Below are 19,305 nucleotides of genomic sequence, written 5' to 3' on the forward strand. Positions count from 1 at the left end.
TGCCTGCGCGAATCTCCGGGGTCATCAAGACCGGCACCACGGATTGTAACGACCTGCCTTTCCTCACCGGTGATAACGGGGGCCTCGCGCAATGGGTCTCCATCGTCAAGGTGCGCACCTGCAGCATAGTTCCCGTTTTGGTAAAAAAACCCGTGACCGAGGGGGCCGGAAGAGATCAGGCCCCCCGCCTGTGGGTGATACGAAGCAGCGGCTCCCTCGAATGTACAGAAGGTGATCGCAGCACCGAAATTCGCGACAGACATGCTCCCGGCAGGGCCGCCGTTTTCTTTGCTTCCTTTCTTTTCGGCGGGTTAAAAAGAAAGGAAGGCGGGGCGCGGGGCGCAGCGCCCGCGGTCTTGATCGTCAGGAGGCCTACTGTCGATGGTTAGCTTTGACCTTCATGGCGCCGGCATGCTGTGCCACCAGATGTGGCATTCCTTGCACAAACCATCCTCGAACCGGGCCTGGAGAATCCCATCAAGGACCATCCGGGGCAAGGGATCACCCGGCTTTCGTGCGACCAGATTTGTTCCGGTGGACTTGGCCCAGATCTGGAAGAGCTCCTCGGATGCCACCTGATACGTGACATGCCAGTGGGCAATGCCGCTTGTCGGCGTGGATGCGAGCACCTCGAAATCGACCTGAACATCCTCCTGGAGTTTGACGCGGCGCCAGTACTCGGCAAGCTGGTCATGGCCGCGCTGAACCGCGAAAGGCGTGTTGTGGTACTCGGCGTCGTCGGCAAACAGGGCACAGAACATGGATTCATCCTTGTTCTCCCAGGCGGCCTTGTAGCCTTTCATGAACTGCTCGATATTCATGGTGTGTGCTCCTTCGGTGGTATGCCCTTGTCATCCCCCCCACAAACAAAAAACCGCCCAGCCGGAAATTAACGGCAAAGGCGGTCCGATTCTTTCTTCCCTCTGAATCTCATCCCATCCCCTGAATCAACAAAGTTCGAGGTTACAATCGATCTATAAAGGCTGTCAAAGAAAAACTGGCGAATCCCTTGTTCCGGCTGGGGTCGAGGGTTTGATCGTTCGCATCGAGACAGGAATAAAACCCGGGGGACGCGGTCTTGATCGTCTGGAGCAGGTTGGCCTAAAACCCGGGGGTTTCGCCCCCCGACGGCGACATACTCTTTTACTGGCCTCAAAGAGTATGCAGAAAAGGGCCTGCCACTGGCGTGGAGCACGTCTGCGCGAATCTATGGAGTCATCAACACCAGCTTTGCAGTTGACTGTGGCGCGATTATCCTCTCCGATGCTAAACGGAAACCTCGCGCAATGGGTCTCCAACGTCAAGTTACTCCCCGGCAGTGCTGTTCCCGTTTTGGTGAAAAACCCGTGACCGAGGGGGCCGGAAGAGATCAGGCCCCCCGCCTGTGGATGATGCGAAGCAGCGACGGCTTCGAATGTACAGAAGGCGATCGCTGCAACGAGATTCGCGCCAGACATGCTCCCGGCAGGGCCGCCGTTTTCTTTGCTTCCTTTCTTTTCGGCGGGTTAAAAAGAAAGGAAGGCGGGGTGCGGGGCGCAGCGCCCGCGGTCTTGATCGTCAGGAGCAGGTTGGCCCAAACCCCGGGGGTCGCGCCCCCCGACGGCGACATACAGCCCCCCTCGGTTCCGCCGAACCACCGGTCGAGGGTGACGCGGAGGGACCGTTGAAGCGACCTTCAGAGATCGGGGAAAAAGCCTGCACGACGGCAGTACCCGTTCTGACGCTCCCGGCGCATCTGAATGGTTGAAGACGCGAAGCAAAAGATGAGTGGCATTTCCTTTGCAATCCCGCTACCCTGGGGAAATTCCATCTGACTGAAAAGGAGAACATGCAAATGAAAAGAACCATCGTCCCTGTACTCATCTCCCTTCTTCTCGCCTCCGGCTGTGCCGAACCGATGTCGCGCACCCAGAAGGGGTCCTTGCTCGGAGCCGGATCCGGCGCTGTCCTCGGCGCTCTCGCCGGTCAGGCGATCGGCCGCGACACCAAGGGGACCCTCATCGGCGCCGCAGCCGGCGCAGCCGTCGGTGCGGGATCCGGCGCCGCCATCGGCCGCTACATGGACAACCAGGAAAGAGCGATGCGCGATGCGCTCGCCTCGGTGCAGGGGGTGAACGTGGTCCGTGAAGGGAACTCTCTCCATGTCACCTTCCGGTCCGATTCGCAGTTCGACGTCGGCTCCTTCACCCTGCGCCCCGAGGCCCAGCAGGACGTCGCCCGCATGGCACAAATTCTCAAGGAGTTTGACAAGACCGCCATCATCGTCGCCGGCCACACGGATTCCACCGGATCCGACAGCCTCAACCAGACGCTCTCCGAGAACCGCGCCGGCGCGGTGAAGAATATCATGCTGGCGCAGGGGGTGAAATCCGACCGCCTCTCCACTCTCGGCTTCGGGAAGAGCCAGCCGATCGCCGACAACGGCACCGCCAGCGGCCGCCAGCTCAACCGGCGCGTCGCGATCACCATCAATCCACTGTAAAAGGGCCGGGCAGGAGAACAAGGCCCGCCGCGGCATCCCCGTGGCGGGCTTCGTCCCCTTCAACCGTTCCGTAATTGCTCACCAGCCTCTAATCGCAGGAGGTCGTCACCGATGCTCCGCTTCAACCGTTTGCTCCTTCCCCTCCTGATCCTCCTTCTGCCGGCCCTCGCCTCCCACGCCGCCGCCGTCAAGACCGGCGCGCAGGTGGCGGCCGAAGACGGTTTTTCGGTCCTGAAGGGAAAGAAATTCGGGCTGGTGACGAACGCCACCGCGATGGTGGAGGGGCGGCACCTGCTCGACCTCATGATAGCATCGGGGACGTCGCCTTCGGTCATTTTCGGGCCGGAGCACGGGTTGAGGGGGAAAGCGGAGGACGGGGTGCGCATCGCCGACGCCGCCGAAGGCGACATCCCCGTTCTCAGCCTCTACGGCGACCGCAAGAAACCCCGCCCCGAAGACCTCGCCGGCCTCGATCTCCTCGTCTTCGACATCCAGGACATCGGGGCCAGATTCTACACTTTCATCTCCACCATGGGACTGGCGATGCAGGGGGCCGCCGAGGCCGGAATCCCCTTCGTGGTGCTCGACCGCCCCAATCCGCTCGGCGGCAACTACGTCTCCGGATTCGTAAGGGAGAGCGGCCTCTCCTCCTTCACCTCTCTATTCCCTGTCCCGATCGCTCATGGCCTGACGGTGGGTGAGCTTGCCCGTATGGTCAAGGGAGAGTCGATGCTGCCGGGGCTCGATCGTCTCGAGCTGACCGTGGTGCGAATGGAGGGATGGAGACGGAGCATGCGCTGGCCGGAGACAGGCCTCCCCTGGGTCCCCACCAGCCCCAACATCCCCGACTATGAGACGTCGCTCCTCTACGCCGGCGTGGGCCTCCTGGAGGCAACCAGTGCCAGCGAAGGAAGGGGAACGCGCGAACCTTTCAAGCTCGCCGGCGCTCCGTCAGTCAATGGTGCAAAACTGTCCGAAAACCTGAACGCGCGTGCTCTGCCGGGGGTGCGTTTCGAACCGGCGACCTTCTCTCCGACCGCCATTCCCGGGATGTCGTCGAACCCGAAGTTCAAGGACCTTCCGGTAGGGGGAGTGCGGATCGAGATCACCGATCAAAGCGTTCTCCTGCCGGTGGAGACGGGAGTGTCGGTGATGGCGGCCATTTACGAATCCCTGCCGGAGGCGGAGAAGAAGTCCTTCTTCCGCAAGGGAATAGATCTGATGGCCGGGACAACTCTGTTGCAAAGCTCGCTGGAGCTTCAACTGAGCCCCGATGAGATCCAGCACCTCTGGCGGGCGGAGGTCGAAGCCTTCCGCAAATCCAGAGAGCGGTATCTGATATACAGCCGTTGAAGCTGGGCCCTCTATGATCATTCTTCAGGTCGGCACATTCCCCTTCTTTTTTTACTTTCCTTCCCCTGCAAAAATCGCGAATATCTAGTCGCCTCCATAAGTTGAGACCTGGAGTGGTTCGGTTACACTTGAGTTGAAGCTTTTTATAATCCTTTTGAGACTGCTTTTGAATTTTCTTCCATGAAATACCGCAGGAGTATCAACCAGATGCCTCAACCTCCCATCGACTTCTCCGGCCAGATGCCCTCCGAACGGGACGCCTGCGCCATCATCGGCTACTTCAACAAGGCCGGACGCCCCACCCACGGCAACGTGCAGAGGACCATCGAGGCGCTGATCAAGATGGGGCACCGCGCCGGCGAGATCAGCGGCGAGGGGGACGGCTGCGGGGTGCTGACCGACATTCCCCGCAGCCTGTGGCGGGAGATTCTGACAGGCGCGGGGCGCGATCCGGACCTGGCCGAGGCGCCGGGATTCGCGGTGGGGCACCTCCTGCTGCCGAAGGATGTCATGGAGGTCGATCCCGATCTGCGGGAGAAGATCCTGGAGCGCTTTCGCAGCGCCGGAGCCGACGTGCTGACCGAGCGCCCGGGACCGGTGCGCAGCGAGGTCCTCTCCGCCGGAGCCCGGGCCTCGGAGCCTCTCTTCTGGCAGGTGGCCCTGCATTTTCCCGAAGCCAGGAAGGCCCCCGCCCTTCTGTACGAGCTCCACATAGCCCTGGAGACGGAGCTGCCTGTCCACGTCGCCTCCCTCTCTACCCGGGTCACCTCCTACAAGGTCCACGGCGCCCCCGAACTGCTCAACCGCTACTATCCTGAGCTTAAGCGCCGGGATTTCCATTCCGCGGCCACCATCGGCCACAGCCGTTTCTCCACCAACACCCTCCCCACGGTCCTTCGTGCCCAGCCCTTCAGCCTCCTCGGCCACAACGGCGAAATCAACACCATCGCCCGGCTGCGGGAGGAGGCCCTGATGCTCGGCATCCCCCTGCCGCCGGGGGGGAGCGATTCCCAGGATCTCAACCGCACCCTGGAAGGGCTCATCCACCGCCACGGGCTCACCCTGTTTGAGGCCATGGAGGTGGTCTTCCCGCCCATTTTCAGCGAGATGGAGAAGATGCCGGAGGACTTGCGGGCGATGTACGGCTTCCTGCGCCGTCTATTCACCGCCAGCGCCCAGGGGCCGGCGGCGATCATTGCCCGTCACCAGGATCACTGCATCTTCAGCGTCGATGCCATGGGCCTGCGCCCTCTGTGGTTCGGGGAGACGGAAAAGGAATTCTTCGCCTCCTCCGAGTCGGGGGTCGTCCCCCAGGAGGAGATCCTCCGCGATCCCAAGCCGTTGGCCCCCGGGGAAAAAATGGGCGTCCAGCTGACGCCGGGAAAAGGGGCCCGCATCCTGGAGCATGACGAGGTGCAGCGGGAGAGCCACAAGCTGTTCCGAAAGCGCGTCGACCTGGCGGCCCATCACCGGGCGTTGCAAAAGGGAGCGGATCTGCAGGAGGCGCCGGCCGAAAAATCCGCAAATGGCGCGCTTCTGAAGGAGAACCTTCTGGCCGCCCATGCGTGGAAGAACAGCGACGTGCGCAATTTGCGGGAAGCCGCCCGAAGCGGTCAGGACCCCATCGCTTCCCTCGGCTATGATGGGCCGCTGGCGGCTCTGGCCCTCTCCCGGCAGAATCTCTCCGACTACTTCAAGGAACAGGTGGCGGTGGTGACCAATCCCGCCATTGACCGTGAGCGGGAAGCGGAGCACTTCTCCACCCGTGTCTATCTCGGCTCCCGCCCCACCCTGCGCAGCAAGGGCGCCCCGGCGGTGGAGCTGGCCGTCCCCCTGCTGACCGGAGGGCGGCGGCTTGGACTGGCGGAGGAGGACGGAGCCGTTGCCCGTGATTTCGGTACCTGCACCCTGGAGACCCTGAAAAAGCATTTTTCCGACGCCGGGAAAAACACCTGCCGCACCCTCTCCTGCACCCTTGGCAGGAACGAAACCGTTTCCAAAGCACTGGAGCGTCTCAAGGCAGAAGCGATCCGGGCGGTTTCCCGCGGGGCGGCCCTGCTCATCCTGGACGACGATACCGCCTTCGGTCCGGCCCGCAGCTTCCTCGATCCCTTCCTGGCGACGGCCGTGCTCCACAAGACGCTCCGGGAGGAGACCGACCGCAGCGGCCGCAGCCTGCGCCGCCGCACCTCTCTGGTGGCGCGCACCGGGGCGCTGCGCAACCTGCACGACCTGATCTTCGCCTTCGGCATGGGGGCCGACTCGCTCTGCCCTTACCTGATGTGGGAACTAGCGGACGAGGAGGAAAGCGGACTGAGAAACCTTTTCTCCGTGCTGGGGAAGGGACTGGAAAAGGTCATCTCCACCATGGGAACCCATGAGATCGGCGGATATGGACGCTACTTCGCCTCCATCGGCCTTGCCCCCGAGGTGGCGGCCTGTTTCGAAACGCCGAACTTCTGCGGCACCGCCGAAGGGGGACTCGACTTCGCCACTCTGGAGAGGAATCAGCGGGAACGCAGCCAGGTGGCCCGCAGCAGGGAGAGGCAGCCGGTGCCAGTTCACTTCCGCCTCTACCCCCGCATCTGGAAGATGGTGGGGGCGGTGGCCAAGATGGAGGAAAATTACACCGACCTCTCACGCCAGATCCGTGAGCTCGAGATCGAGCATCCCCTGGCCTTGCGCCACCTCCTCGATTTCAGGTTCAGTCCCGAACTCACCGTCGATCCCGAGGAGGTGGACGCCTCGGTCGGGGGCCACGACCTGCCCATCCTCTTCTCCGCCATGAGCTTCGGGTCCCAGGGGGAGACCCCCTTTCGCATTTATGCCGAAGCCGCCAAGCGCCTGAACATCATCTGCATGAACGGCGAAGGGGGGGAGATCGCCGACATGCTCGGCAAGTACCGCAGAAACCGGGGGCAGCAGATCGCCTCGGGGCGCTTCGGGGTCCACATGGACCTGCTCAACTCGGCCGATTTTCTGGAGATCAAGGTCGGCCAGGGCGCCAAGCCGGGGGAGGGGGGACATCTGCCGGGGTTCAAGGTGACGGAGAAGATCGCCGCCGCCCGCAACGCGGTCCCCGGGGTGGCCCTCATCTCCCCCTCCAACAACCACGACATCTACTCCATCGAGGATCTGGCGCAGATCATCGAGGAGCTCAGGACCGCCAACCCCCATGCCCGCATTTCGGTCAAGGTGCCGGCGGTGGCCGGCATCGGAACCATCGCCCTGGGGATCGCCAAGGCCGGCGCCGACATCATCACCATCAGCGGATACGACGGCGGCACCGGGGCCGCCCGTAAGCATGCCATCAAGTTCGTCGGCCTGCCGGCGGAGATCGGCGTGCGCGAAGCGCACCGGGCGCTGGCGGGAGCGGGTCTGCGGCAGAAGGTGGAAATCTGGGCCGACGGCGGTGCCCGCACCGGCCGCGATGTGGTCAAGCTCATGCTGCTGGGGGCCAACCGGGTCGGCTTCGGCACCATGGCCATGGTGGTCATCGGCTGCACCACCTGCCGGGGGTGTCACCTCGACACCTGCCACGTCGGCATCGCCACCCAGGTCGACTCCCTCGCCGAGGCCGAGCGCCGGGGGCTGAAGCGCTTTGTCCCCCGGGTCCTGGAAAATGGCATCATCTACGAAACGACCTTTTTCCGCGCCCTGGGACAGGAGATCCGCACCATCACCGCCAAGCTGGGCTGCCGCCGGAGCCAGGACCTGGTGGGACGGGCAGACCTGCTGGAACAGGGGCGCGGCCGGGAGCAGCTCGATCTGGGAGAACTGCTCGTCCCCGTCGAGGGCGCCGAAGCCCCTCGTCCCCCCGACAAGGTGCGCATCATCCGCAAGCCCCTCAACTATCTCACCTCCCTCATCTCCGCCCTGGTTACCGAAGCCTTCGACGGAGGCGACGACCGGGTGCGCTACGACGACGACAACGCCTCCAGCTCGGACCGGGCCATCGGCACCTATCTGGCCGGCGCCATGACCCGAGCCTACCTGGAGGGGCGCTACGGGCCGGAGAAGTCGGCGCTTCTCCATTTCCGCCGTGATTCCATCCCGGGCAACGGGCTGGCCGCCTTCAACATCGCCCCCATCAACATGCGCGTTCTTGGCGGGACCCAGGACGGGGTCGGCAAGTGCGCCCGGGGGGGGAAGGTCGTCATCCTCAAGGGGGAGAACCGCAACGGCGAGCGGGTCGGCGGCTCGGTGGGCAAGGGGCTGGCCTACGGAGCCCAGGGGGGCACTTTTCTGATTCAGGGAGATGCCGACAGCCGCGCCTGCATTCGCCTCTCCGGCGCTGACGTGGTCTTCGGCGGACGCATCCGGCGTCCTGTCAACGACAGCCTGGGGCACCTGGCCGAAAGGGCCAACCTCAAGGGATTCGCCTTCGAATACATGACGGCCGGGCGGGCGGTGGTGCTCGGCGATCCCGGTCCCTGGCTGTGCTCCGGGATGACGGGAGGGACTGTCTACTGCCACCTCGATCCGGAGATGGGGCTCGACCGCGAGGCCTTGCGACGGCGTCTGGCGCGGGGGGCCCGGGTGGAGATCCGCGATCTCGCGGAGGAGGACGTCGCCGCCATCGGCGAACTGCTCCTTGTCTATCATCGGGAGCTGCTGCATTCCTATCAGACGGACGAAGCGGACTGGGTGGAGCTGGCCCTTTCCCACTGCCGCCGGCGCTTCGTCAAGATCGTCCCGGAAGGAGCGGCTATCCGCCCCCCCGTGTCCACCGAATGAGCACCCCTTGCCAGTTGCTGGAAATCGTCTAAAATAGGTTGGACGCCGAAAGACAAATCAAGCCATTCAATTTTTTGGGAGGGACAATCCTGTCCATTTGTAAGAACGTTTTCAGTCAAGAAGGAGGAACCCATGGATAAATACCGCTGTGTCATCTGTGACTACATCTATGATCCCGCCGAAGGGGATCCCGGCAACGGCGTCGCCGCCGGAACACCCTTCGAGGATGTCCCGGAAGACTGGGTGTGCCCGCTGTGCGGCGCCGACAAGTCCCAGTTTGAAAAAATTTAACAGGAGGCAGCACTATTTCACAGGAGGCAATATCATGGCCAAGACACCTTATGTCGACCAGGACGTCTGTATCAGCTGCAACCTCTGCGCGGACACCGTCCCCGAAGTGTTCCGGATGAACGACGACAACCTCGCCGAGGTTTATGATCCCTCCGGAGCCCCCGAAGATAAGATCCAGGAAGCGATCGATGTCTGCCCGGTGGCCTGTATCCACTGGGAGGAGTAATGTCCCAGGCGTCGGCGGGTGCCGTCATCTCCCCGGTCTCGGAGCGTCGCTTTCGCACTCTGAGACCGGGACGGCTTCCCTACGACGCAGCTCTGGCCCTCCAGGAAGATCTCCTAGACAAGCGCCGGCAGTTCCAGGAGGATACCCTGATCCTCCTGGAGCATCCGCCGGTGATCACTTTCGGGCGCCGGGCCGCCGACTCGCACCTGCTGCTCTCAGAAGGGGAGCTGGCCAGGCGCGGCATCGAGGTGGTCCGCACCGGCCGCGGCGGCGATATCACCTACCACGGCCCGGGTCAGCTGGTCGGCTATCCGATTGTCGATCTCGATCCCGTGGGACGCGACCTGCACCGCTACCTCCGCCTTCTGGAGGCGACGCTGATTGACGCCCTGGCCGCCTTTGCCGTTACCGGCGAGACCGTTCCCGGCAAAACCGGCGTCTGGGTGGAGGGAGCCAAGGTGGCCTCCGTCGGAGTTGCGGTCCGCCGCTGGGTGAGCTGGCATGGGTTCGCGCTCAATGTCGGGGACGATCTTTCCGGTTTCTCCGCCATCGTCCCCTGCGGATTGCAGGGAGTCGCCATGACATCCCTGGAGCGGCTGCTCGGACGCCCCGTCCCTCTGCCCGAGGTGGAGGAACGGGTCATTGCCGCCTTCGCCAGGGTCTTCGGCAGTCGGCATGCCGGGGAGTGTGAAATCTGAAAAACGGATTTCACCACAGAGTCACAGAGACACAGAGAAAATCTTCGAAACCAAAGGGCTTTTTCTCTGTGCTCTCCGTGCCTCAGTGGTTACAATTGAATTGAAGTTGAATTTTTTCAAAAAGAAATGCCGCAATGAAACGTCCTGTCGAACGAAAACCTGAATGGCTCAAGGTTCGCTTTCCCGGCGGCCCCAACTATGCCCGCATCGACCGCTATCATCGCGAACAGGGTCTGCATTCCGTCTGCCGCAGCGCCGCCTGCCCCAACCAGGGGGAATGCTGGAGCCGCGGCATCGCCACGTTCATGATCCTGGGGGATCGCTGCACCCGCGACTGCGCCTTCTGCAACGTCGGCGGCGGCGCTCCTCTTCCGCCCGATCCGAGGGAGCCCGAATCGGTCGCCCGCGCGGTGGCGGAACTGAACCTGCGGCACGCCGTCGTCACCTCGGTCACCCGGGACGACCTGCCCGACGGCGGCGCGGCCCACTTCGCCTGCCTCACGAAGGCCATCCGGGCCGCCGCTCCGGAATGCAAGGTGGAACTGCTGATTCCGGATCTCCAGGGCGACCGAAAGTCCCTGGAGATGATCCTCTCGGCCGAACCCGACATCCTCGGGCACAACCTGGAGACCGTGCCCCGGCTGTACCCCCAGGTGCGCAGAGGGGCCTCCTACGGGCGTTCGCTCGCTCTGCTGTCCGGCGCCGGGGAGATCGCTCCCCAGGTCCCGACCAAGTCCGGACTGATGCTCGGAATGGAGGAGACGCGGGAGGAAATCGTTCGGGTGATGGAGGATCTGCTCCGGGCGGGCTGTTCCCTGCTCACCCTGGGACAGTACCTCGCCCCGACCCGGCGGCACCATCCCGTAACCCGTTTCGTCCCCCCGCAGGAATTCGACGAGCTCAGGGAGGAAGGTCGGCGGCTCGGCTTCGCCCATGTGGAATCGGGTCCGCTGGTACGCTCCTCCTACCATGCCGAAGAGCAGTTCGAGGAGGCCCGGAATGAGCGAGGCTGACGCCATCCATGAGACGATCATTCTCGGCTCCGGCCCGGCCGGCCTGACCGCGGCCATCTACGCCGCCCGCGGGCGCTGCTGCCCTATTCTCATCCGCGGCAGCCAGCCCGGCGGTCAGCTGACCACCACGACTGTAATCGAAAACTTTCCCGGCTTCCCCGAGGGGATCGACGGTCCGACCCTGATGGAGGAGATGGAAAAGCAGGCCCGCCGCTTCGGCACCCGTTTCGTCGAAGGGGAGGTCACCAAGGTCGAGCTGGGTTCCCGGCCCTTCCGCATCTGGGTCGGCGACGAAATCTATTCCTGCCTCACCCTGATCATCTGCACCGGGGCGTCCCCAAAGATGCTCGGCCTCCCCAACGAATGGGAGCTTTATGGGCGCGGCGTCTCCGTATGCGCCACCTGCGACGCCTTCTTCTACAAGGACAAGGATGTCGTGGTGGTCGGCGGCGGCGATACGGCCGTCGAGGAGGCGACCTTTCTCGCCCGCTTCGCCCGGAAGGTGACGGTGGTACATCGGCGAAACACTCTCCGTGCCTCCCCTGTTCTCCAGAAGAGAGCCTTGCAGAACAAGCACATCACCTTTCGCTGGAACACCGTGGTCACCGCCATTCTCGGGGACAAGGAAAGCGGGGTCCAGGGGGTTCGGCTGCGGGATCTGATCAGCGGCGAAGAGAAGGAGCTGTCGTGCGACGGGGTGTTTGTCGCCATCGGTCACACCTCTAATACGGGGTTGTTCCGGGAGCAGTTGGAAATTATCGATGAGGGCCATGGCGAAGGGTACATCGTCACCCGCAACGGCACCGAAACCAGCATCCCCGGCGTGTTCGCCGCCGGCGATGTGCAGGATCCTTATTTCCGTCAGGCCATCACCGCGGCGGGAACGGGATGCATGGCGGCCATGCAGGCCGAGCGCTACATCGAATCCCTGAACGAGGAGAAAGAGGGGGCAGAATGATTACAGATAAGATGAAACGCTTCATCGAGGACGTCAATCGCGCCTTCGTTGCCTCAGCCGACCAGCGTGCTCGGCCGCATCTCGCCGCGACCCGGCACGTCAGGGTGCCCGATCCCGAACACCTCGCCTTCGAAGCCTGGTTCTGTCACAAGACCCTGGAAAACGTCGCCGAGGTGCCGCGGGTCGCCGTTGCCATCATCGATCCCGAATCCGGCCTGGGCTATCAGCTCAGCTGCCGGGTCGAAAGCACGACCCAGACCAATGTCCTCGACGGTTATGCCCCCGAGATAGAGGAGCCGGGAATGCCGCAGGCCCAGTGGCGCATGGTGGTGCGCATCGAGGAGATCATGGAGTTCTCTTCCGGGGTTCACACCGATCACCCCCTGAGGGCGGAGAGCTGAAGAGGGAGGGTGAAAACGCCGCGAATTGGGAATGGCTATAGAGGCGGGTAACTCCCCGGCGGCGGTGCCGGCACTTCGTCCATGGAAAACTCGGTAGCCAGAGCAAGCAGCAGGGCTTCGGCATCCGGACGGCGGGAAGGAGGGTGGGCCACTTCGATCAGCGCCGCATGGGGATCAAGGGTCCGCATGAAAATCAGACCGTCGTAACTCTCCAGAATAAAGCGCAGGTAGCCGATCTCGGCGCGGGGTACCTGATAATAGCGTTTTACGAACGGTGTGCTCATGTTCTTCCCCCCAAGAATGAGGATAGTCGGCGTCAGTTTTTTCCTTGACTGAGACTTTGGCAAACGTTATTTTGGCTAAACATTTTAAGCGAAATTAAAATGGTTGTTGCCGTTCCCAAAGAGATCAAAATCCGGGAGTACAGGGTGGGCATGACCCCTGCGGGGGCCCGCACGCTGGCGGAGGACGGACATGCCGTCCTGGTCGAGACGGGCGCCGGACTGGGCAGCGGCATCACCGATGATCAATACAAGGCGGCGGGCGCTGAGATCGTCGATTCCGCTGTCGAAGTCTACAGCCGGGGGGAGCTGATCGTCAAGGTCAAGGAGCCTTTGGCCCGGGAATTCGACCTTCTGAGAAAGGGTCAGACGCTCTTCACTTACCTGCACCTGGCGCCGGCTCCTGAACTGACCCGGATGCTTCTCGACAAAGAAGTGACCGGCATCGCCTACGAGACGGTGCAGCTGGCGGACGGCTCCCTTCCCCTGCTGCATCCCATGAGCGAGGTGGCGGGGCGGATGGCGGTCCAGGTTGGCGCCTATTATCTGCAGAAGGAAAACGGAGGCAGAGGAGTACTGCTGGCGGGAGCCCCGGGAGTCCGTCCCGGCAAGGTCGTCATTCTGGGAGCCGGAACGGCGGGAAGCAACGCTCTGCGCATCGCCGTCGGAATGGGCGCGGACGTGACGGTTCTGGATATCGACTCCGGCCGCCTCGGCTTTCTCGATGATCACTACGGCAACCGCATCCATACCCTCATGTCGAATTCCCAGAATATCGAGGACGAGGTGAAGAGGGCCGATCTTCTCATCGGGGCCGTACTGGTCACCGGTGACCGGGCACCCCTCCTGGTGAATCGGGAAACGGTTTCCGAAATGGCCGATGGGAGCGTGATCGTCGACATCGCCGTCGATCAGGGAGGGTGCATTGCCACAACCCGCCCCACCACCCACGATCACCCTGTCTTTATCGAAGAGGGAGTCGTCCACTACGGCGTGACGAACATGCCGGGGGCGGTAAGCCACACCAGCACCTTCGCCCTGACCAACAGCACTCTCGCCTATGTCCGCAGGATCGCCGCTCTTGGAGTGGCCGCCGCGGCCGCTGAAGACGAGGCTCTGCGCCGGGGAGTCAATACCCATGCAGGTGCGTTGTGCAACGGATCCGTTGCCCGAGCCCTGGATCTACCGTTTAAGGCGTATGTCCCCTCAGGATGAAACCGATAACAAAGTTATCGCACTATCTCTTTTCAGCCATTAAACCTCCTCCAGAGTCGGCTGTTCCCCAAGGAGATACTTTCGCGACCCCCCGGGTTCCCCACCCGGGGTTTTTTTGTGGCCTGAACCGGTCATGGGCCGTCTTCGCAAGCTCCATCACCCTTCAAAAAACCGGCCGGCTCATCTCCACATCGGCCCGGGACCAGGCACGGCGGAAGCGCCTCTCCGCCTCTTCGGCCTCCAAATCCTTATTCTGCGCCTTGAGACACTGAGCCAGGCCGAAGAGGGCGTAGGGATTTTCGGCGTTTTTCAGAAGGTCCTTGCGGAAGACCTCCTCCGCCTCATGGATGCGCCCGATCCGGAAGAGGTGGGCTCCCAGGGATTGGCGCACCGGGTAATACCAGGTCGGCGGCTCGTCAAAGGCGAGCCGGTTCTGGATACTTACTCCCTTCTCGAAATGGGCGAGCGCCCCCTGATCGTCACCACCAGCTGCGGCGACTTCGCCCTCGAGAACTTCGGAGGCGATCCCCAGCAGGTCCGTGACCTTGTTCAGATCCCAGATTTTCATCTCTTCCAGTTCCGGGTCGTTCACCGCCTCCTTCAGCCTGGCGAGTTCATCCCTCGCCTTCTGGAGGTCCCCTTTACGGGTGAACGCCATCCCTCGGGCATAGTGCCACATGGCCGTCGGGTACTTGAGATCGGCGGGCGGAGCCGGCTCTGCCAGGATCTCGTCCCATAATCCGAAGCGCACCAGGGCATAGTAGGGAGTCAGGTAAAATTGCTGCAGTGAGCCCAGCCCCGGCTGCCGCATCTGCGCCGTGTCGACGCCGGCCGCCAGGCTCCGCGCCGCGGCCACGGCATCCTTCGAACGGCCCTCCATCATGTAGCTGGCCAGCAGAAAATGCAGATTATGGGGCATGTAGGCCAGTTGATAGAGGCCGCTGGTGTCGAAAGAGGATTTGAGGACCTTGTCCGCCCCGATCGCCTCTTCGTTGACGACGCTGCAGTCGTGGTAGAGCCCGGCAGCATAGTAGCCGTGGCCTGCCATGTGCACCAGGTGACCGGCGCCCGGAACCAAGTGACGGATGATGTCGGCGCTCTTCACGATCGCATCTGGCTTGGGGGAATTCTCCAGCAGGTGGATGTAGAGGTGATGGCCGTGCGGGTGCTCGGGGTGCTCGGCGATCACTTTCTCGAGAACGGCCTCGATCCGCGGCGTCCAGGGCTGGGCCTTTTCGTCCTCCGTCCAGTAGTTCCAGGGATGAAGGTCCATGAGGGATTCGGCGTAGAGAACGGCCACATCGGGATCGTCCGGATAGCGCTGGTAGACCCCTCCCATGGCCTCCGCGAAGGCCTCGTCGAGGCCGGAGCGGTCGGCCCGCGGCTCGGGGGCGTAGCGCTCGGCCAGGGCGCGGATGAGCGCCTGCTCCTTCTCGGTGCCGCTGCCCGAAAGCTCCAGGGCCTTCTGCGCCCTCTCGTAGGCCTTAGGCACGTCGGCGTCGTCCATGGGTGCGTTGATGTTGGGGCCCAGCACGAAGGCCGCTCCCCACCAGGCCATGGCCGCCGCCTGCGGGTCGAGCTCGGCCGCCTTCAGAAAGGAAACCTCGGCATCGGCGTGATCGAACCCGTAACTCAGCACCAGCCCCTGGTTGAAATACTCCTGCGCCTTCGGATTGTCGGTGGTAATAGCGAAGCCGAGGTCGACCAGCCCGTCGACCAGAGGCACGTCCCCGGAGAGGTGGGCGGAGTGGGCGGAATGGTCGTGACGCCCCTCGGCTGGAAGAACCTTCGCCGGCAGGAGACAGAAAAGAGTGAGGAAGACGGTGAATAACGTTCGGATGGATGAATGCATCTCGCAGACCTGTTTCATGACGCAACCCCTTGTCAGGACCGCCCGGAAGGACGGCAGCGTTGATCCTGCGGGAATGATGAAGAACCCGCTTCGACTGTTTCAATATTATTGCCGAACAAGGGAATTGCAACGGATCAGCAGGGTGGTTTCCAGGCTGATCAAAAATGCCCAGATGCAAGGCGGCTGAAATCCTGAGGAATAAGGCGTACCTGGACGGTACGTCGTTGACGAAGGGTGAGGCCAACGCGCAGATGGGCGTTTTTCATCAGCCTGCTTTCAGTTTGTCGGCGAACTCCTTTTGCAGTTTTCTGATTTTCGGGTCGATGACGAGCCGGCAGTAGCCCTGGTGGGGATTCAGCCGATAGTAGTCCCGGTGGTACTCCTCAGCCTCGTAGAAGTCGGCGGCCGGAACGATCTCGGTCACGATCGGATCGGGCCAGAGGCCCGCCTCCCCGGCCTCCCGCCTCGATTTCTCGGCGATCTCCCGCTGACTCTCGTTTTGATAGAAAATGGCCGAACGATATTGGGTGCCGACGTCGGCCCCCTGGCGGTTGAGGGTGGAGGGGTCATGGGTGAGCCAGAAGACCTCGAGAAGCTCGGCGAAGGAGATCGCGTCAGGATCGAAAGTGATCCTCACCGCCTCGGCGTGCCCGGTCGTTCCGCTGCAGACCTCGTGATAAGTGGGGTTCGGAACCGACCCGCCGGTATAGCCCGGAACCACCTTCTCCACTCCCCGAAGTCTGCTGAAGACCGCCTCGACGCACCAGAAGCAGCCTGCGGCGAGATCCGCCGTCTCACGCTCCTTCACCATGGACCCGTTCCTTTCTCCCCGTCAAAAAGTCCTGGTCAGGGAATCAGGATGATCTTGCCGAAAGTGCTCGCCTCGATGACCGCATGGTGCGCCGCGGCCGCCTCGGCCAGGGGCAGCTCCCGGCTCACCACCGGCCGCAGCGTCCCGTTGGACAGTCCCTCGACAAAGGCGGCATGCATGCTCGCCAGTTCTTTTTCGCTGGCGTTGTAGAGGGTCATGCCGAGGATCGCGGCCTCCCGCCCCATGGCGGTGCGAGGGTCGATCTCGACCCGTCCGCGGCTGCCGATCACCACCACCCGTCCTTGTTTTGCCAGCACCCCGAGATCGAGGTCGAGGTTCACGTTGGCCAGCATCTCCAGGATGACGTTGACTCCCATGCCGCAGGTCAGCTGCTGCAGCCGGCTGAGATACCCCTTCTCTTTATGGTTGAGAACATGGTGGGCCCCCTGGGCCAGCACCAATTTTTCCCCTTCTTCCGTGCCGGCCGTGCCGATCACCCGCAGTCCGGCGGCCCGGGCGAGCTGCACCGAGGCGATTCCGACGCCGCCGCTGGCGCCATGGACCAGGACGAATTCTCCGGCGACCGCCCCCGCCCGCTGGAAGAGTGCGCGGAAGGCCGCGCCGTAGGGGACGCCGATCGCCGCCCCCTGCCCGAAACTGATCCCCTCGGGGAGCGGGTGGGTCTGAAACTCCTTGCACAGCACCTCTTCGGCGTAGGTTCCGGAGAGGGACCGCGCGACATAAACCCGCTCTCCGACCTGCCGGTGGCTTACCCCGGAGCCGACGGCGCTGACGATCCCGGCGCCGTCGCTGCCGGGGGTGTAGGGGAGCGGGAGATCCGGGCTGTACATTCCGGAGCGGATATACGTATCGACCGGATTCACACCTACAGCGTGCAGCTTGACCACCACTTCTCCCTCACCGGGGATGAGTCCGGGCGCCTCTTCGAGCTGCATCACTTCGGGCGGGCCGAAACCATGGACACGGACCGCTTTCATGGGGAGACATTCCTTTCCGTCGTTGATCACCAGGGAGTCAGCTCAGGAACGCCTGACGGGCTGCCTCCACCCGCCGAGCCTCCACTTCCTCCATCTGTCGTTTCGCCCTCTCCCGGAGTTCTGGAAATCCGACCTGCCGCAAGCGATCGTCCGCACTGCGTATTTCACCGAGGAGATCCCACAGGGCGAGTTTGCCGCGGATTCCCAGCAACAGGACCTCGAGTTCCTCCATGCGGCTGAGCGCGTCGTACCCCAACCCTTCCGTCTTGAACCGCATTCCCTTCTCCGCCAGCCAGGCGGAGGCCATCTTTCCGGCAGAGGGTTTCGCATCGAAGCGGGAGATCAGGTCCTCCAAAACTTTCCGGTCTTCCCCGACCTCCGCGAGCAGCCCGGAAAGAAACGTCGCCAGAGGAGTGTCGCGGTTGTGCTCCCGGCAGGCCTCTATCAGTTCCATTCCCAGAACCGCTCCGGCCAGATGATCTTTAAGGTACGTGACCAGCCGCTCTTCATTCAATGGCGTCTCTCCTGTTCATCCTTGCGATTCTAAAACTTCTGCCCTCTTGTGAACTATAATTTCGGCCGCAAGACTTGCAAGGATCACCCCTAAAGAACTTTCGCCTCCCCCCCTTTCGACTCCTCCTTGTAGTCCTCGGAAGGGTTGTCATCGGTTTTTCCTCTGCAATCCATGGGAATTATCGTTCTTTTGAATTTGCCTCCTTCTTCTCCTCGATTTATTCTTTACTTCCGGCGGCCGCCTGTCCCGGCCGCCCGAACCCCGCCAAGGAGGATGCCATGTTTCTGTTTCGCCCTTTCGCCCTGCTGCTCGGGTCCCTGCTGCTGTGCGGAGTGGCCTTCGCCACTGACGCTCCGCAGGAGTACCAGTATATCAGCGCCTCGGATCTCGAGGCCCGGCTGAATGCCAATCAGCCGACCCACATCGTCGATATCCAAGTCGAGGAGGAGTTCGCCCGACATCACGTCAAGGGCGCCGAACCCACTCACGCCTATCCCGTCCAGAGCGACGCCGACAAAGCCAAGCTCGGAACCCTGGTCAACAGGCTCCAGGCCGACAGCGATCCGGTGGTGATCGTCTGCCCCCGCGGCGCCGGCGGTGCCAGGCGGACCTACGACTATCTGAGAGACAGGGGGATTGCGGCCGAGCGGCTGCTGATCCTGGAAAAGGGGCAGGAGGGCTGGACTTGCGCCCCTCTCACGGAAGGGAAGTAAACGTCCCGATCACGAGGAAGGACAGGAAAGGGTCGGCCAACGAATGAGATGCTGGCCGACCCTTGCTTTTTTCTGCCGAATTTAACGGGTTGATCCCTCTTTGTTCAGACCCGGAATGCGGCCGGAGGGCTCCGGCGGCATGGAAGGTCATATCTTCTTCAGGGCCGTGACGACTTTTTCCAGCGCCTCTTCCAGTTGGCGCAGAATCTCGCCCGTCCCGGCCAGTTCGGCCCGACTCCCCAGGTTCTCCAGCTGCTGCGCCAGGCGCACCGCCTCGTCCGCATGGAAAATGCCGACCACGGACTTGAAGCTGTGGGCGATCTGTTCGAGCCGGCCGCCATCTCTCGCGGCGATGGCGTCGCGCATCCCTTCCAGGGTATCCCGGTAGTCGGCAAGGAACTGGCCTGCAAGATCCCTCAGAAATTCCCGGTCCCCTCCCAGGATTTTGAGCAGATCGCCGAATTCTGCCGGAAATCCGGCCGGCGCTTCGCCTCCTTTCCCCCGGAGCAGTTCATCGATGGCTGCATGGAGTATCGGCGGATTTACCGGCTTGGCGACGTAGCTGTCCATGCCGGCGGAGAGGCACCTGGCCTGGTCCTCCTTCATGGCGTGGGCGGTCAGGCCGACGATCGGTATCTCCCCCGCCGGGGCGGGGAGGGCGCGGATGCGCCGGGTCGCTTCGAGGCCGTCCATCACCGGCATCTGCACATCCATCAGAACCAGGTCGAACCCGCCGTCCAAGACGGCCTCCACCGCCTGCGC

At 62.9% G+C, this 19,305-nt stretch carries 19 protein-coding genes; 12 read left to right on the plus strand and 7 right to left on the minus strand.

All coding sequences use genetic code 11. The features are described from left to right. Nucleotides 1-389: hypothetical protein (locus DTF_RS27020; protein ID WP_226989118.1), on the plus strand; the 389-nt coding region annotated here is incomplete at its 5' end. A gap of 9 nt (nt 390-398) precedes the next feature. On the opposite strand, the gene DTF_RS0101820 is transcribed toward DTF_RS27020, so the two are convergent. Next, on the minus strand, nt 399-821 hold the full coding sequence (locus DTF_RS0101820) for a nuclear transport factor 2 family protein (RefSeq protein ID WP_027713938.1): 423 nt from the start codon (nt 819-821) through the stop codon (nt 399-401). Nucleotides 822-1,834: 1,013 nt separating this feature from the next. Between DTF_RS0101820 and DTF_RS0101830 the strand changes: the two genes are divergently transcribed. The 9 genes from DTF_RS0101830 to DTF_RS0101870 all read left to right on the plus strand — a co-directional run bounded on the left by DTF_RS0101830 (nt 1,835) and on the right by DTF_RS0101870 (nt 12,159). Then, the gene (locus DTF_RS0101830; protein ID WP_027713940.1) at nt 1,835-2,482 is read left to right on the plus strand and encodes an OmpA family protein; all 648 of its coding nucleotides are present in this window, start codon (nt 1,835-1,837) and stop codon (nt 2,480-2,482) included. Nucleotides 2,483-2,593: 111 nt separating this feature from the next. After that, nucleotides 2,594-3,835, plus strand: a complete 1,242-nt coding sequence (locus tag DTF_RS0101835) for an exo-beta-N-acetylmuramidase NamZ domain-containing protein (RefSeq protein WP_027713941.1) — start codon at nt 2,594-2,596, stop codon at nt 3,833-3,835. 207 nt (nt 3,836-4,042) lie between these two features. Beyond that, nucleotides 4,043-8,572: a glutamate synthase-related protein gene (locus tag DTF_RS0101840; protein WP_027713942.1), complete on the plus strand. Its 4,530-nt coding sequence runs from the start codon at nt 4,043-4,045 to the stop codon at nt 8,570-8,572. Nucleotides 8,573-8,704: 132 nt separating this feature from the next. Beyond that, nucleotides 8,705-8,863 carry a rubredoxin gene (rd, locus tag DTF_RS25905; RefSeq protein ID WP_081702738.1) on the plus strand — a complete coding sequence of 53 codons (159 nt, stop codon included), beginning with the start codon at nt 8,705-8,707 and terminating at the stop codon, nt 8,861-8,863. Nucleotides 8,864-8,897: 34 nt separating this feature from the next. Next, on the plus strand, nt 8,898-9,089 hold the full coding sequence (locus tag DTF_RS0101850) for a ferredoxin (protein WP_027713943.1): 192 nt from the start codon (nt 8,898-8,900) through the stop codon (nt 9,087-9,089). Further along, nucleotides 9,089-9,787 carry a lipoyl(octanoyl) transferase LipB gene (gene lipB, locus DTF_RS0101855; RefSeq protein WP_081702739.1) on the plus strand — a complete coding sequence of 233 codons (699 nt, stop codon included), beginning with the start codon at nt 9,089-9,091 and terminating at the stop codon, nt 9,785-9,787. The genes DTF_RS0101850 and lipB overlap by 1 nt, the downstream gene beginning before the upstream one ends. 134 nt (nt 9,788-9,921) lie before the next feature. Beyond that, a complete protein-coding gene (gene lipA / locus DTF_RS0101860; RefSeq protein WP_027713945.1) occupies nt 9,922-10,800 on the plus strand; it encodes a lipoyl synthase in 879 nt (292 codons plus the stop codon). Next, entirely contained in the window at nt 10,787-11,758 is a 972-nt protein-coding gene (gene trxB, locus DTF_RS0101865) for a thioredoxin-disulfide reductase (RefSeq protein ID WP_027713946.1), read from the plus strand. Before lipA ends, trxB begins: the two co-directional genes overlap by 14 nt. Further along, nucleotides 11,755-12,159, plus strand: a complete 405-nt coding sequence (locus DTF_RS0101870) for a pyridoxamine 5'-phosphate oxidase family protein (protein ID WP_027713947.1) — start codon at nt 11,755-11,757, stop codon at nt 12,157-12,159. Before trxB ends, DTF_RS0101870 begins: the two co-directional genes overlap by 4 nt. A 35-nt stretch (nt 12,160-12,194) precedes the next feature. On the opposite strand, the gene DTF_RS21390 is transcribed toward DTF_RS0101870, so the two are convergent. Beyond that, complete coding sequence (locus tag DTF_RS21390; protein ID WP_035055175.1) at nt 12,195-12,443, minus strand: DUF4911 domain-containing protein; 249 nt, start codon at nt 12,441-12,443, stop codon at nt 12,195-12,197. Between the two features lie 99 nt (nt 12,444-12,542). Here DTF_RS21390 and ald point away from each other — a divergent pair, with 99 nt between their 5' ends. Then, on the plus strand, nt 12,543-13,655 hold the full coding sequence (ald, locus tag DTF_RS0101880; protein WP_027713948.1) for an alanine dehydrogenase: 1,113 nt from the start codon (nt 12,543-12,545) through the stop codon (nt 13,653-13,655). A 163-nt stretch (nt 13,656-13,818) separates the two neighbouring features. On the opposite strand, the gene DTF_RS0101885 is transcribed toward ald, so the two are convergent. The 4 genes from DTF_RS0101885 to DTF_RS25035 all read right to left on the minus strand — a co-directional run bounded on the left by DTF_RS0101885 (nt 13,819) and on the right by DTF_RS25035 (nt 17,830). Beyond that, nucleotides 13,819-15,525 (minus strand): M48 family metallopeptidase, encoded by a 1,707-nt coding sequence (locus DTF_RS0101885; protein WP_051360696.1) that lies wholly within the window; start codon nt 15,523-15,525, stop codon nt 13,819-13,821. A 247-nt stretch (nt 15,526-15,772) separates the two neighbouring features. Next, entirely contained in the window at nt 15,773-16,318 is a 546-nt protein-coding gene (gene msrA / locus DTF_RS0101895; protein WP_035055178.1) for a peptide-methionine (S)-S-oxide reductase MsrA, read from the minus strand. A gap of 35 nt (nt 16,319-16,353) precedes the next feature. After that, nucleotides 16,354-17,316: an NADPH:quinone reductase gene (locus tag DTF_RS0101900; RefSeq protein ID WP_027713951.1), complete on the minus strand. Its 963-nt coding sequence runs from the start codon at nt 17,314-17,316 to the stop codon at nt 16,354-16,356. 37 nt (nt 17,317-17,353) lie between these two features. After that, nucleotides 17,354-17,830: a hypothetical protein gene (locus DTF_RS25035; protein WP_051360698.1), complete on the minus strand. Its 477-nt coding sequence runs from the start codon at nt 17,828-17,830 to the stop codon at nt 17,354-17,356. 278 nt (nt 17,831-18,108) lie between these two features. Here DTF_RS25035 and DTF_RS0101915 point away from each other — a divergent pair, with 278 nt between their 5' ends. Beyond that, nucleotides 18,109-18,543: a rhodanese-like domain-containing protein gene (locus tag DTF_RS0101915; RefSeq protein WP_027713952.1), complete on the plus strand. Its 435-nt coding sequence runs from the start codon at nt 18,109-18,111 to the stop codon at nt 18,541-18,543. Nucleotides 18,544-18,690: 147 nt separating this feature from the next. Here the strand turns inward: DTF_RS0101915 and DTF_RS26915 are convergent. Next, a partial coding sequence (locus DTF_RS26915) for a response regulator (protein ID WP_193352674.1) occupies nt 18,691-19,305 on the minus strand: 615 nt, incomplete at its 5' end.

Origin of the sequence: Desulfuromonas sp. TF (assembly GCF_000472285.1) — a bacterium.
Taxonomy (GTDB): domain Bacteria; phylum Desulfobacterota; class Desulfuromonadia; order Desulfuromonadales; family ATBO01; genus ATBO01.

Bases quoted from the DNA above. Each gene is read 5' to 3' on its own strand.
- DTF_RS0101820 (WP_027713938.1), bottom strand. From the start codon at position 821: ATGAATATCGAGCAGTTCATGAAAGGCTACAAGGCCGCCTGGGAGAAC.
- DTF_RS0101830 (WP_027713940.1), top strand. From the start codon at position 1,835: ATGAAAAGAACCATCGTCCCTGTACTCATCTCCCTTCTTCTCGCCTCC.
- DTF_RS0101835 (WP_027713941.1), top strand. From the start codon at position 2,594: ATGCTCCGCTTCAACCGTTTGCTCCTTCCCCTCCTGATCCTCCTTCTG.
- DTF_RS0101840 (WP_027713942.1), top strand. From the start codon at position 4,043: ATGCCTCAACCTCCCATCGACTTCTCCGGCCAGATGCCCTCCGAACGG.
- rd (WP_081702738.1), top strand. From the start codon at position 8,705: ATGGATAAATACCGCTGTGTCATCTGTGACTACATCTATGATCCCGCC.
- DTF_RS0101850 (WP_027713943.1), top strand. From the start codon at position 8,898: ATGGCCAAGACACCTTATGTCGACCAGGACGTCTGTATCAGCTGCAAC.
- lipB (WP_081702739.1), top strand. From the start codon at position 9,089: ATGTCCCAGGCGTCGGCGGGTGCCGTCATCTCCCCGGTCTCGGAGCGT.
- lipA (WP_027713945.1), top strand. From the start codon at position 9,922: ATGAAACGTCCTGTCGAACGAAAACCTGAATGGCTCAAGGTTCGCTTT.
- trxB (WP_027713946.1), top strand. From the start codon at position 10,787: ATGAGCGAGGCTGACGCCATCCATGAGACGATCATTCTCGGCTCCGGC.
- DTF_RS0101870 (WP_027713947.1), top strand. From the start codon at position 11,755: ATGATTACAGATAAGATGAAACGCTTCATCGAGGACGTCAATCGCGCC.
- DTF_RS21390 (WP_035055175.1), bottom strand. From the start codon at position 12,443: ATGAGCACACCGTTCGTAAAACGCTATTATCAGGTACCCCGCGCCGAG.
- ald (WP_027713948.1), top strand. From the start codon at position 12,543: ATGGTTGTTGCCGTTCCCAAAGAGATCAAAATCCGGGAGTACAGGGTG.
- DTF_RS0101885 (WP_051360696.1), bottom strand. From the start codon at position 15,525: ATGAAACAGGTCTGCGAGATGCATTCATCCATCCGAACGTTATTCACC.
- msrA (WP_035055178.1), bottom strand. From the start codon at position 16,318: ATGGTGAAGGAGCGTGAGACGGCGGATCTCGCCGCAGGCTGCTTCTGG.
- DTF_RS0101900 (WP_027713951.1), bottom strand. From the start codon at position 17,316: ATGAAAGCGGTCCGTGTCCATGGTTTCGGCCCGCCCGAAGTGATGCAG.
- DTF_RS0101915 (WP_027713952.1), top strand. From the start codon at position 18,109: ATGTTTCTGTTTCGCCCTTTCGCCCTGCTGCTCGGGTCCCTGCTGCTG.